Here is an 11,505-nt window from a genome sequence, read left to right as displayed (position 1 = left end):
CCGCCGGGCCGCTCGCCGACCAGGAGGACCGATGTCCGGAGCCACCCCCCACCCGGGCAATGCCGCCCGTTTCACCGACGCCGTCGCGCTGGTGACCGGCGCCGGTACCGGGATCGGCGCGGCCGTCTGCCGGCGCCTGGTCGCCGAGGGCGCCCGCGTCGTGCTCAGCGGACGGCGGGAGGGGCCGTTGCGGAAGGTCGCGGAGCCGCTCGGGGACAGGGCCCTGGTGGTGGCGGGCGACGCAGCCGTCAAGCAGGACATGCGCCGGGTGATCGACTCCGCCGTGGAAGCGTACGGCCGGCTCGACGTGGTCGTGGCCGGCGCGGGCGGCCACCGTCCGGGAGCCGCCGCCGACACCGACGACGACGCCTGGCGCTACAGCATGAACGCCAACCTGGACAGTGCGTTCGTCACCCTGCGGGAGGCGCTGCCGCACCTGATGGCCGGCGGGGGCAACGCGGTGGTGGTGTCCTCGATCGCCGGCCTGTTCGCCGGCCCCGGCGTGGTCGGGTACGTGACGACGAAGCACGCCCTGATCGGGCTGGTGCGCTCGGTCGCCCGCGACTACGGCCACCGGGGAGTACGGGTGAACGCGGTGTGCCCCGGCTGGGTGCGCACGCCCATGGCTGACGAGCAGATGGAGCATCTGGGGGCCCGGTACGGCATCGACCGCGAGGACGCCTACCGACTGGTGACGAAGGATGTGCCGCTGCGCCGCCCGGCCGAGCCCGAGGAGATCGCCGGCCTGGTGGCGTTCCTCGCCTCGCCCGAGGCGTCGGTGATGACGGGTGCCGTGGTCGTGGCCGACTGCGGTGCCACGTGTGTGGACCTGCCCACGCTGGCCTTCGCGGAGTGAGGAGCGAGCGCGCGTGACCGACAGGCCGATATGACCGCAGTGCCGTCCGGGTGGCAGGCGGGGGACGACTTCGCGGCCGGCGTCGACGGCAACCGGCTGCCCCGTACCGAGGCGCCGGCCGGCACATCGCTCTCGATCGCCCAGGCCGATGGCGGGGCGCCGCACCTCGACTTCCGCACCGGGCAGGAGCTGTTCTGGCGGGACGGGGACGGCCGGCAGGGCACCGACCGGTACGAGGCGGTCGGGGCGCGCCACGGCGTGCACTGTCCGACGGTCACCGACGCGGCCCGCCGGCTGCGCGCCGTCGTCGCGCCCGCACCCGGACGACAGCGTGTGGGGCAGGTTGTCACGCCTGGTGTGCTGACCGGATCGTCGCCCGGCGGCGTCGAGCCGGCGCCCAGCCGCGACTTGATGGGCGGCGCCGTCATCATCGCCCCGCGGCAAGGCGACCTACCCCGACGAGCAGCCCGTCTGAGGTGAGTGGCGATGTCTGACGAGTTCCCCGCGGTGTTCGACGCCATCGTGGTCGGCGCCGGCACGGCAGGCTGCGTCGTGGCCCGGCGCCTGCTGGACGCCGGCCTGTCGGTGCTGCTGCCAGCCGCGGCACGGTGCGCATCGCCGACGCCGACCCGGACCGTGCTCCGCTCATCGACCCACGGGTGCTCAGCGCCCCCGAGGACGTGGACGCGCTCGTCGCTGCTGTCGAGCTGTGCCGGGGCATCGGCGCGCAGCCGCCGCTGCGCGACGGCTGGGGCGCCCGGGAGCTGTACCCGGCGTCGATGGCCGCCACGGTGCAGCTCTCGCGCGACTACGTACGGGAGACCGTCGTCACGTACCACCATCAGGTCGGCACCTGCGCGATGGGCCGCCACGAGGACGCGGTGGTGGACCCGGGGCTGCGGGTGCACGGGGTGGCCGGGCTGACCGTCGCGGACGTGTCGGTGATGCCGCTGGTGACGACGGGTAACACCAATGCGCCGGCGGCGCTCATCGGGGAGCGCGCCGCGGAGTTCGTGCTGGCCGGGGCGGTGCGGGTGGGGAGACACTCCCGGAAGGAGAACCGCGGGCGCCGCACGCCCTGCCCCTCCAGGTCACCGGCCCACAGTGAGCGGCCTTGACGGCTTGGTCCCCGACGGATCCCAGAAATGATCAAGAGGCCGTATCGGCATCCGCCGATACAGCCTCTGACCTGCTACATCGCAAGTCGGGACGACAGGATTTGAACCTGCGACCCCTTGACCCCCAGTCAAGTGCGCTACCAAGCTGCGCCACGTCCCGTTGCTCGTCTGACCTGGGGTTTCCCCGGGCGCGACGTGCAGTGAAACCATACCGCACTCGGGCCGGTGGTCGCGCACTCGTTTATCCCGCGGCCGACGTGCCGCGTCCAGCGCCCCGGCTCGATACCGGATGCCGTCGCCCGCCCTCAGCCGGTCGCCGGCAACCCCAGCCGTGGATGGGACTCCAGCAGCCGGGACGGGGCGGCCTGCCGCCAGGAGTCGGCGAGGATGTCGCGCAGCTCGGTCTCGTTCTCCAGGGCCGCCAGCCGGACCCGCACCCAGGCGAAGCCCGCCTCGTGGTCGGCGATCCAGAACTTGTCCGGCTCGGCCAGGACCAGTTCGTCGCGCTCCTCCTTGGGACAGCGCACGGCGATGGAGGTCTCGTCCTCGGGCAGCGTGGCGAACATCTTGCCCGCGACCCGGAACGTGGGCATGCTCCAGGCGATCTTCTCCGTCGTGTCCGGCAGGGAGAGGGCGATACGTCTTACGTCTTCGGCATCCGGCATGAGACGCACCGTAGCGGGCGCCACTGACAATCACCGGGCACCGGCCCTCGCCCCGGCACAGGCAATCACCTCGCCACGGCCCGTCACCGGTGGCGCTCACGCGGCGTGAGCCGACACCCCGACGCTCTTGTAGTAGATCGTCGTCGGACGCAGCACGCCGGAAGGGCTCGCCGCGTAGTCGGGGATCGCACCGAGCCGGGTCCAGCCGGCTGCGAGGTACAAGCGCTCGGCCGGGCTGTCGGTCTCGGTGTCCAGGTGCAGCAGGGTGATGCCGGCCCGCGCCGCCGCGCGTTCGGCGGTCGCCAGCAGCTCGCGGCCGAGCCCGCGCCCGCGAGCGTCACGGTGCACCATCAGTTTGACCAGTTCGGCACGGTGGCGGCTGTTGGGCTTGTCCGGGAAGGCGAGGCTGACGGTCCCGACCACCCGGTTCCCGTCCCGTGCGGCCCACACGGCGAGTTCACCGGCGGACACAGCCGTCACGCGCCCCTGCCACCAGGCGCGGGCCGCCGCGCGGTCGAGCGGCGCGAGGAAGCCGATCGAGGCTCCGCCGTGCACGGTGTCGGCCAGCAGGTCGGCCAACTCCCCCGCACTGGCCGCCACTTCGGCTCCGTCGAGCCGGGAGACGGCCGTCACGGCAGCACCACCGCCAACGCGTACCGCACATCGCCCGGCCCGGGGCACCGGAACCGCGTCGGCCCCCACACGCGCAGCCGCAGACAGTCCCCGGCCGCCAAGTGGTGCTCGACGTCCTGGGCCGTGAAGTGGAGTGTGCCGTCCAGGACCCAGATGTGCTGTTCCAGGCCGGGCACCGGCGGCCGGTCGTACGCGATGTCGGCGCCCGCAACGAGCCGTCCCTCGACCAGTTCACCACGCAACCCCGGGCATGGCGGCGACACGGACCGCCGTACGAACCCGGAGGCACCGTCCTCCCAGACAGACTGCTCATTCGCCCGTACGACCGTGACGGGCTCGGACTCGACTTCGCTCAGGAGCTGGGACATGGTCCGCCCGTAGACGTTGCAGAGACGGTTCAGCTGGGCGGCCGTGGGGCTGGTCTCGCCACGCTCGGCCCGGGACAGCGCCGAACGGCTCACGTCGCTGCGCTCCGCCAGCTCCCCCAAGGACCAGCCGTGTTCGGCTCTCAGCTCACCCAGCCGGCGGGCGAGCCGGGCGTCGACGGCTCGCAGCACATCACGTTCACTTCCCATATTCGGGATGCTATCCCTGATTCGGGATGGCCCTCCAGGGGCGAGCCCATGACCCGCTCATTCCATGGCCGAGGCCTCCGCCAGCGCCTCCAGGACCGGGCGGATCAGCGGATGCGCCTCCGCGCCCCGGCGTACGGCGGCGAAGACGCGGCGCGTGGGGGCGGCGCCGTCGACAGGGCGTACGACGACTCCCGTGAGGTCCATACCGCGCAGGGCCGAGCGCGGCACGAGGGCGACGCCCGCGTCGGCGGAGGCCAGGGCGACGACCGCGCGGAAGTCGTCCGAGGAGTGTTCGAGCCGGGGCTGGAACCCGGCGTTCTCACAGGCCAGGACCACCACGTCATGACAGGGATTGCCGGGGTAGGGACCGATCCACGGGTCCTTGGCCAGGTCCGCGAGCGGGACCTCCGCGGCCTCGGCCAGGCGGTGCGTGACCGGCACGACGGCGTCGAAGGGCTCGGCGTACAGCGGGACATGGGTGAGGCGCGGGTCGTCCGCGTCCGGCGCGCCCCGGTACTCGACGGCGACCGCGATGTCGGTCTGCCGGTCCAGCACCATCGGCAGGCTGGCGTCGCCCTCGGCGTCCTGGACCCGGACGCGGATACCGGGGGCCGTGGCGGCCAGCCGGGTCACCGCCGGGGCGACGACGAGGACGATGCCGGTCGCGAAGGAGGCGACGGTGACCGTACCGGCCGAGCCGGAGCCGTACGCCGCCAACTCGGCCTCGGCGCGCTCGAGCTGGGCGAGTACCGCGTGGGTGTGGCCGAGCAGGATCTCGCCGGCGGGCGTCAGCCGTACGCCCTTGGCACCGCGCTCGACCAGCCGGTGACCGGTCTCCTGTTCCAGGGCGGTCAGCTGCTGGGAGACGGCGGACGGGGTGAGGTACAGCGCGGCGGCAGCCGCCGTCACGGTGCGGTGGTCGGCCACCGCACGGAGGATATGGAGCCGCCGCGCTTCGATCACGCGAGCGATTCTCTCAAATGCCTGGTTTCACCCTTCTCGGCCCTCCAGCGTCGGCTCAGCCCTACAGCTCCGCCCGTGCCGCCACGAAGGCGTCCACCGCGTGGTGCACGTCCTCCGTCGAGTGCGCGGCGGAGAGCTGAACCCGGATGCGGGCCTGGCCCTGCGGGACCACCGGGTACGAGAAGCCGATCACATAGACACCGCGCTCCAGGAGCAGCTCGGCAAGGCGACCGGCCACCGCCGCGTCGCCGATCATCACGGGCGCGATCGGGTGGTCCCCGGGGAGGATCTCGAAGCCCTCCTCGGCCATCCGGTGCCGGAACAGGGCGGTGTTCTCGGCGAGGCGGACGCGCAGGTCGTCCGCCGACTCCAGCAGGTCGAGCACGGTCAGTGAGGCGGCGGCGATCACCGGGGCAAGAGTGTTCGAGAAGAGGTACGGCCGGGAGCGCTGGCGCAGCAGGGCGACGATCTCGGCGCGGGCGGCGACGTAACCGCCGGAGGCTCCGCCGAGCGCCTTGCCGAGGGTGCCCGTGATGATGTCGACGCGGTCCATGACACCGTGCAGCTCGGGGGTGCCGCGGCCGCCGGGGCCCACGAAGCCGACGGCGTGCGAGTCGTCGACCATGACCATGGCGTCGTGACGGTCGGCGAGGTCGCAGATCTCGCGCAGGGGTGCCACATGGCCGTCCATGGAGAACACGCCGTCGGTGACGATCAGCTTGCGTCGGGCGCCGGTCTCCGTCGCCTCTTTCAACTGCCGTTCCAGATCGGCCAGGTCGCGGTTGGCGTAGCGGAAGCGGCGGGCCTTGGAGAGCCGGATGCCGTCGATGATCGAGGCATGGTTGAGGGCGTCGGAGATCACCGCGTCCTCGGGGCCGAGCAGGGTCTCGAAGACACCGCCGTTGGCGTCGAAGCAGGAGGAGTACAGGATCGTGTCCTCCTGGCCGAGGAACGCCGACAGCCGTGCCTCCAGTTCCTTGTGCACCTCCTGCGTACCGCAGATGAAGCGGACGGAGGCCATGCCGTAGCCCCAGCGGTCGAGGGCCTGGTGGGCCGCGGCGACGACCTCCGGGTGGTCGGCGAGGCCGAGGTAGTTGTTCGCGCAGAAGTTGAGCACCTCGCCGGGGCGACCGCCCGCGGTGACGTTCACGGTCGCCGACTGCGGGGTGCCGATGACGCGCTCGGGCTTGTGCAGTCCCGCGGCGCGGATCTCGTCGAGGGTGACGCGCAGGTCGTCGCGTACGGAGTCGAACATCATCAGTCCTTGTCGTGTCGTCGGAGCCGGCCGGGACGGCCTTGCTCCGCTCATCAGGTCCGGTCGGGGACGGCCTCTGGCTCGCCGCCGAGCTCCGCTCATCAGGCCCGGTCGAGAACGGCCGCGGGCCGCCGCCGCGCGGCTCATCAGGCCGAGGCGAGGACCGCCGCGCCGCTCATCGCGTCCAGTCGAGGATCACCTTCCCTCCCCGCCCGCTCGCCGCGTCCGCGAACGCCTCCTCGAAGTCGCGGTAGCCGTATCGGCCGGTGATCACGGGAGCGAGGTCGAGGCCGCCTTCGAGCAGGACCGACATCGCGTACCAGGTCTCGAACATCTCGCGGCCGTAGATGCCCTTGATCGTGATCATGGAGGTGACGATCCGGGCCCAGTCGACCGGGAACTCCTCGGCGGGCAGGCCGAGCATCGCGATGCGGCCGCCGTGGGTCATGTTGGCGATCATGTCGCGCAGCGCCTCGGGGCGGCCGGACATCTCCAGCCCGATGTCGAAGCCCTCACGCAGCCCCAACTCGCGCTGCCCGTCGGCTATCTCGCCGTCCGAGACGTTCAGCGCGAGGTCGGCGCCGACCTTGCGGGCGAGCTCGAGCCGCTCGTCGCTCACGTCCGTGACGACGACGTTGCGGGCACCCGCGTGCCGGGCCACGGCGGCGGCCATCAGCCCGATCGGGCCGGCGCCCGTGATCAGCACGTCCTCGCCGACGAGCGGGAAGGAGAGGGCGGTGTGCACGGCGTTGCCGAACGGGTCGAAGATCGCCGCCACATCGAGGTCCACCGGCAGCCGGTGGACCCACACGTTGGACGCGGGCAGGGCCACGTACTCGGCGAAGGCGCCGTCGCGGCCCACCCCCAGCCCGACCGTGGCACGGCACAGATGGCGGCGTCCGGCCAGGCAGTTGCGGCACTTGCCGCAGACCAGATGGCCCTCGCCGCCGACCCGGTCGCCGGCCTTGATGTCCACGACGTCGCGTCCGGCCTCGACGACCTCGCCGACGAACTCGTGGCCGAGCACCAGCGGCGTACGGACGCATCGCCGCGCCCAGCCGTCCCAGCTGCGGATATGCAGATCGGTACCGCAGATCCCGGTTCTCAGGACCTTGATCAGTACGTCACCGGGGCCGATCTCCGGCTCCGGGACGTCCACGAGCCACAGCCCGGGCTTCGCCTGCTCCTTGACCAGCGCCTTCACGCTACGGCTCCTGTGTGTGAGGTCCCGGAGCAGGGCATGCGAAAGGAAGCCCGTACCGGGGAGGGGGTGGAATCGAGTAGGAAATCTGCCGCACGACCGCGTCCCCGGTCCATCGAGGTTTTCTTAAGCGCGGCCGCAGCTTTCCTTCACACGGCCCGCCCGCGTCGATCTTGTGCCGACCGTATTGATCCACTGGCCGCCACTTGCCGTATTCCTCCGGGGAAGCACCCACCTGACCAGGCACTCCCGCTGACAAGGAGCCGAAACCCGTTCATGCTGCCCGCACCGCACCTTCCCCTGCCGCCCACCGACCGTGTCCTCTCCCCGTTCACCGGATGGACTCGCGAGCACTGGGAGGTGCTGGCGGACCGACAACTCGAAGCGCTGTTCCCCTACGCGACACCCGGCTTCGCCCAGTACCGCCTGCCCGGGCGCGGTTCGGCGTCGGGCGTGGTCGCGGACGGGCTCGAGGGCTTCGCGCGCTCGTTCCTGCTGGCCTCCTTCCGGATCGCGGGAGCCGGCGGGGCCGTCGACACCCACCTCACAGAACGTTACGTGCGGGGTCTGACAACGGGCACGGACCGTCACAGCGGCGAGCCCTGGCCCGAACTCACCGACTGCTCGCCGCAGATGGCGGAGGCCGCCGCGATCGCGCTCGGGCTGCACGAGACCCGCCCGTGGATCTGGGAGCGGCTGGCCCCCGAGGTGCAGGAGCAGATCGTGGACTGGTTATGGGGCTTCGTGGGCCGCCGTACGACGGACGACCACGCACGTCTCTGCCAGGTGGTCGCCGAGCAGTTCCTGGCCTCGGTCGGGGCACCGTACCGGCAGGAGGACATCGAGGCGGGTCTCGACCGCGTCGAGGACTGGTACGCCGGCGACGGCTGGTACAGCGACGGCGACGGCCGTACGTTCGACTACCACAACGCCTGGTCCCTGCACCTGTACTGCCTGCTGTGGTCCCGTATGACGGGCGGCGACGACGGTGGGCGCGGCCCGGTCTACCGTGAGCGCCTGGCCCAGTTCCTCGCCTCCTACCCGCGGTTCTTCGGCGCGGACGGCGCCCCCGTCCACCACGGCCGCTCCCTGACGTACCGCTTCGCCGCGACCGCCCCCGTGTGGCTGGGCGCGCTGGCGGGCTGCACCCCGCTGACTCCGGGACTGACCCGGCGTCTCGCCTCGGGCGCCGTACGGCATTTCGTGGAGCGGGGTGTGCCCGACGAACGCGGGCTGCTGCCGCTCGGCTGGTACGGCACGTTCCTGCCCGCGACCGCCGCGTCCTCGGGCCCGGGTTCGCCGTACTGGGCGGCCACCGCCTTTCTCGGGCTGCTGCTGCCGCCGGACCACCCGGTGTGGACGGCGCGCGAACAGCGGCTGCCCGTCGAGGAGTCCGACCAGTACACGGCGCTCCCGGCACCGGGCTGGCTGCTGCACGGCACCCGGCACGACGGGATCGTACGGCTGGTCAATCACGGCAGTTCGCCGCGGGACCCGGCCGACGACGACCCGCTCTCCTCGCGGCTCGGCTATTCGACGGCGACCGCGCCCGAGACGGGGACGCACGCCCGGGAGCGCAACGTGGACGGCCATCTGGCGCTCCTCGCTCCGGACGGCACCCCGTCCCGCCGGCGCCGGATACGCCCCCTGCGGTGCTCCGGACGGATGGCGGCGTCCCGGTACGACGCCCGGCTGCCGGGCAGTGACCAGGAGTTCCCGGTCGAGACGACGAGCGTGCTGCGGGGGCCGTGGGAGATCCGGGTGCACCGGGTCGGCGCCCCGGCCGGCGCGTCGGTCCGTGAGGGCGGGTACGCGGTCGCGGCCCGCAACCGGCCCTCGGCAGAGCGGGGGACGGGCTGGGCGATGGTACGCACCGCGCACGGGCTGACCAGCGCGGTCGTCGCACTCCACGGCTGGGACGCGGACACGGGCATCGCGCGCGAGGTGGAGGCCAACGCGTTCGGCCCGCACTCGGCGACCCCGTATCTGCGATGCGCGGCCGGATTGCCGAGCGGGAGCGGGGTCTTCGTCACGCTGCTCGCGCTCACCCGGGACACCGTGCATCCGCAGGCCCTGCGCGAGTCGGTGCGGTGCGCGGTGGAGGACGACGAGGTGCGGATCACGTTCCCCGAAGGGGACACGGTCCTCGTACGCCTCCTCGCGGCGTGACCACGTCGCACGGCGGCCAGGATGTCAACAGGGCGTGACGGCGGGGGCTACGGGAGGGCCTCCCGCCGTTCGATCTGCTCGGCGAGTTCGGCCGCCAGCGCCTTGATGGTCTCCAGCCCGGCCCTTCCCCACGGGCGCGGCGTGACATCGGCGACGCAGACCGTGCCCAGCGCGATGCCCGTGCGGTCGATGAGGGGGGCGCCCAGGTAGGAGCGGATGCCGATCTCGTCCACGACCGGGTTTCCGGCGAACCGCGGGTAGTCGCGCACGTCCTCGAGGACCAACGCCCTGCGTCGGACCACCACATGGGGGCAGAAGCCGTACTCGCGGGGCATGTGGCGGGCCACCGCGGTCGCTCCGCCCTCCGTCGGCACGAGGATGCCGTCGGGCGTGCGCAGCCCGGCGAAGAACTGCCGGTGCTCGTCGACGAAGGTGACCATCGCGTACGGCGTCGAGGCGATCTCCGCGAGCCGGCGCGCGAAGTCGTCGAAGCCGGGTTCCCCGTGGGCGCCGAGGCCCAGCAGGCGCAGCCGTCGTACGCGCGCGGGGGCGTCCCGGTCCTCCGGGGTGAGCAGCGGTCGGCCTGCCGGACGCGGCGGGTCGTAGCTCATGACCCCGCTCCACGGCTCGTGTGGCCCGTCATGTGTGGGCTCCGTGGCTCGGAGTGTGCGCGGGGGTGTGGGCGAGGAGGTGGCGGACCAGGGTGAGCAGGGTCTGCACTCCGGAGCTGGAGATTCGGGCGTCGCAGCACACCACCGGGACCTCGGGATCGAGGTCGATGGCAGCACGCACCTCGTCCGTGTCGTAGCGGAAGGAGCCGTCGAACTCGTTGACCGCGACGATGAAGGGGAGGCCGCGCTGTTCGAAGAAGTCGACGGCGGCGAAACAGTCCTCCAGGCGGCGCGTGTCGGCGATGATCACCGCGCCGAGTGCTCCTTCGCAGAGCTCGTCCCACATGAACCAGAACCGCTGCTGGCCGGGGGTGCCGAACAGGTAGAGCACATGGTCGGCGTCGAGGGTGATGCGGCCGAAGTCCATGGCCACGGTCGTCTCGACCTTGTTCTCGATCCCGTCGAGGCTGTCGGTCGCGGCGCCGACCGTGGTGAGCAGTTCCTCCGTGCTGAGCGGCGCGATCTCGCTCACCGCACCGACGAAGGTCGTCTTGCCGACTCCGAAACCGCCCGCCACCAGGATCTTGAGCGCGTTGGGGAAGGGATCAGAGCTGTCGTCGTAGTCCATCGAGCACTGCCTCCAGAAGAGACCGGTCTGTGGGGTGGTGGAAGGCCGGGGGCCTCGTGGTGAGGGCCCCGCAGTCGACGAGGTCGGACAGGAGCACCTTGGTGACCGCGGCCGGCAGCCTGAGGTGCGCGGCGACCTCGGCGACCGACACCGGGGCCCGGCACAGCTCCAGTGCCTGGGTGTGCTCGGGCCCCAGATAGCCCAGGGGGGTGGTTCCCGTGGCCCTCACCTGCGACAGGAGGTCGAGCGCCGTGGTGGGCCGGGTCCGGCCGTTGCTGACCGTGTAGGGGCGCACGAGCCGCCCGGCCGCGTCGTCGAGCCAGGGCCCGTCGCCGGCCGCGGCCACGCTCAAGGCCTCAGCGCCGAGCGTTCGCCGGTGGGCTGCCGGGGCGCCGTCACCAGGTACGGGCGGACGCTCTTGACGAGCATCGCCATCTCGTAGCCGAGCACCGCGGCGTCGGCGGCGCGTCCGGCGAGGACGGCGAGACAGGTGCCGGACCCGGCGGTGGAGACGAACAGCAGGGTGGAGTCGAGTTCGACGACGACCTGGCGTACGTCGCCGCCGTCGCCGAAGCGGACGCCCGCGCTGCGGCCGAGGGAGTAGAGGCCGGAGGCCAGCGCGGCCATGTGGTCGGCGCTGTCCGGGTCGAGGCCGTGGACCGACTTCACGAGCCCGTCGCAGGAGAGCAGCACCGCGCTCATGGTGTGCGGTACGCGCTGCACGAGGCCGCTCATCAGCCAGTCGAGATCGGATACCTGGCCGGTGGGCGCATCGCTCGCCATGGTGGATCGACTCCTTGGGGTACGAAGGTCTGCGGGAGCGGAGGGGGT

14 protein-coding genes and 1 tRNA gene are annotated in these 11,505 nt (G+C 72.2%); 4 read left to right on the top strand and 11 right to left on the bottom strand.

All coding sequences use genetic code 11. The annotated features are described in order from the left end of the window. The first annotated feature begins 31 nt into the window (after nt 1-31). The 3 genes from FNH04_RS30910 (at nt 32) to FNH04_RS30900 (ending at nt 1,974) form a co-directional block, all read left to right on the top strand. Entirely contained in the window at nt 32-856 is an 825-nt protein-coding gene (locus tag FNH04_RS30910; RefSeq protein WP_152789077.1) for an SDR family NAD(P)-dependent oxidoreductase, read from the top strand. Between the two features lie 30 nt (nt 857-886). Further along, nucleotides 887-1,336 carry a MoaF N-terminal domain-containing protein gene (locus FNH04_RS30905; protein WP_152789076.1) on the top strand — a complete coding sequence of 150 codons (450 nt, stop codon included), beginning with the start codon at nt 887-889 and terminating at the stop codon, nt 1,334-1,336. A 128-nt stretch (nt 1,337-1,464) separates the two neighbouring features. Then, a complete protein-coding gene (locus tag FNH04_RS30900) occupies nt 1,465-1,974 on the top strand; it encodes a GMC family oxidoreductase (RefSeq protein ID WP_322724327.1) in 510 nt (169 codons plus the stop codon). An 86-nt stretch (nt 1,975-2,060) separates the two neighbouring features. Here the strand turns inward: FNH04_RS30900 and FNH04_RS30895 are convergent. From FNH04_RS30895 to tdh, 7 genes are all read right to left on the bottom strand, one after another. Then, nucleotides 2,061-2,134, bottom strand: a tRNA-Pro gene (locus FNH04_RS30895). 145 nt (nt 2,135-2,279) lie between these two features. After that, on the bottom strand, nt 2,280-2,639 hold the full coding sequence (locus tag FNH04_RS30890; RefSeq protein ID WP_152789074.1) for an MmcQ/YjbR family DNA-binding protein: 360 nt from the start codon (nt 2,637-2,639) through the stop codon (nt 2,280-2,282). A 96-nt stretch (nt 2,640-2,735) separates the two neighbouring features. After that, nucleotides 2,736-3,272, bottom strand: coding sequence for a GNAT family N-acetyltransferase (locus FNH04_RS30885; protein WP_322724324.1), 537 nt, complete (start codon nt 3,270-3,272; stop codon nt 2,736-2,738). After that, a complete protein-coding gene (locus FNH04_RS30880) occupies nt 3,269-3,847 on the bottom strand; it encodes a helix-turn-helix domain-containing protein (protein WP_152789073.1) in 579 nt (192 codons plus the stop codon). Before FNH04_RS30880 ends, FNH04_RS30885 begins: the two co-directional genes overlap by 4 nt. A 57-nt stretch (nt 3,848-3,904) precedes the next feature. Further along, complete coding sequence (locus FNH04_RS30875; protein WP_322724322.1) at nt 3,905-4,810, bottom strand: LysR family transcriptional regulator; 906 nt, start codon at nt 4,808-4,810, stop codon at nt 3,905-3,907. 61 nt (nt 4,811-4,871) lie between these two features. Then, complete coding sequence (locus tag FNH04_RS30870; RefSeq protein WP_152789078.1) at nt 4,872-6,065, bottom strand: glycine C-acetyltransferase; 1,194 nt, start codon at nt 6,063-6,065, stop codon at nt 4,872-4,874. 175 nt (nt 6,066-6,240) lie between these two features. After that, nucleotides 6,241-7,269, bottom strand: a complete 1,029-nt coding sequence (tdh, locus tag FNH04_RS30865; protein WP_322724320.1) for an L-threonine 3-dehydrogenase — start codon at nt 7,267-7,269, stop codon at nt 6,241-6,243. 273 nt (nt 7,270-7,542) lie between these two features. Between tdh and FNH04_RS30860 the strand changes: the two genes are divergently transcribed. Then, nucleotides 7,543-9,435 carry a DUF2264 domain-containing protein gene (locus FNH04_RS30860; protein WP_152789071.1) on the top strand — a complete coding sequence of 631 codons (1,893 nt, stop codon included), beginning with the start codon at nt 7,543-7,545 and terminating at the stop codon, nt 9,433-9,435. A gap of 47 nt (nt 9,436-9,482) precedes the next feature. Here FNH04_RS30860 and FNH04_RS30855 read toward each other — a convergent pair whose 3' ends face one another. The 4 genes from FNH04_RS30855 to FNH04_RS30840 are packed head-to-tail and all read right to left on the bottom strand — an operon-like array spanning nt 9,483 to nt 11,457. Then, nucleotides 9,483-10,046 (bottom strand): GAF domain-containing protein, encoded by a 564-nt coding sequence (locus FNH04_RS30855; protein WP_152789070.1) that lies wholly within the window; start codon nt 10,044-10,046, stop codon nt 9,483-9,485. Between the two features lie 28 nt (nt 10,047-10,074). Next, on the bottom strand, nt 10,075-10,674 hold the full coding sequence (locus tag FNH04_RS30850) for a GTP-binding protein (RefSeq protein WP_152789069.1): 600 nt from the start codon (nt 10,672-10,674) through the stop codon (nt 10,075-10,077). Next, complete coding sequence (locus FNH04_RS30845; RefSeq protein WP_322724329.1) at nt 10,652-11,020, bottom strand: DUF742 domain-containing protein; 369 nt, start codon at nt 11,018-11,020, stop codon at nt 10,652-10,654. The genes FNH04_RS30850 and FNH04_RS30845 overlap by 23 nt, the downstream gene beginning before the upstream one ends. 2 nt (nt 11,021-11,022) lie before the next feature. Then, nucleotides 11,023-11,457 (bottom strand): roadblock/LC7 domain-containing protein, encoded by a 435-nt coding sequence (locus FNH04_RS30840; RefSeq protein ID WP_152789067.1) that lies wholly within the window; start codon nt 11,455-11,457, stop codon nt 11,023-11,025. Between the last annotated feature and the right edge of the window lie 48 nt (nt 11,458-11,505).

The organism is Streptomyces phyllanthi (genome assembly GCF_009377205.1).
GTDB classification, from domain to species: domain Bacteria; phylum Actinomycetota; class Actinomycetes; order Streptomycetales; family Streptomycetaceae; genus Streptomyces; species Streptomyces phyllanthi.
Note: the sequence above shows the minus strand (reverse complement) of the source record. Positions and strands in the feature narration are given on the sequence as shown.

Bases quoted from the DNA above. Each gene is read 5' to 3' on its own strand.
- FNH04_RS30910 (WP_152789077.1), top strand. From the start codon at position 32: ATGTCCGGAGCCACCCCCCACCCGGGCAATGCCGCCCGTTTCACCGAC.
- FNH04_RS30905 (WP_152789076.1), top strand. From the start codon at position 887: ATGACCGCAGTGCCGTCCGGGTGGCAGGCGGGGGACGACTTCGCGGCC.
- FNH04_RS30890 (WP_152789074.1), bottom strand. From the start codon at position 2,639: ATGCCGGATGCCGAAGACGTAAGACGTATCGCCCTCTCCCTGCCGGAC.
- FNH04_RS30880 (WP_152789073.1), bottom strand. From the start codon at position 3,847: ATGGGAAGTGAACGTGATGTGCTGCGAGCCGTCGACGCCCGGCTCGCC.
- FNH04_RS30870 (WP_152789078.1), bottom strand. From the start codon at position 6,065: ATGTTCGACTCCGTACGCGACGACCTGCGCGTCACCCTCGACGAGATC.
- FNH04_RS30860 (WP_152789071.1), top strand. From the start codon at position 7,543: ATGCTGCCCGCACCGCACCTTCCCCTGCCGCCCACCGACCGTGTCCTC.
- FNH04_RS30855 (WP_152789070.1), bottom strand. From the start codon at position 10,046: ATGAGCTACGACCCGCCGCGTCCGGCAGGCCGACCGCTGCTCACCCCG.
- FNH04_RS30850 (WP_152789069.1), bottom strand. From the start codon at position 10,674: ATGGACTACGACGACAGCTCTGATCCCTTCCCCAACGCGCTCAAGATC.
- FNH04_RS30840 (WP_152789067.1), bottom strand. From the start codon at position 11,457: ATGGCGAGCGATGCGCCCACCGGCCAGGTATCCGATCTCGACTGGCTG.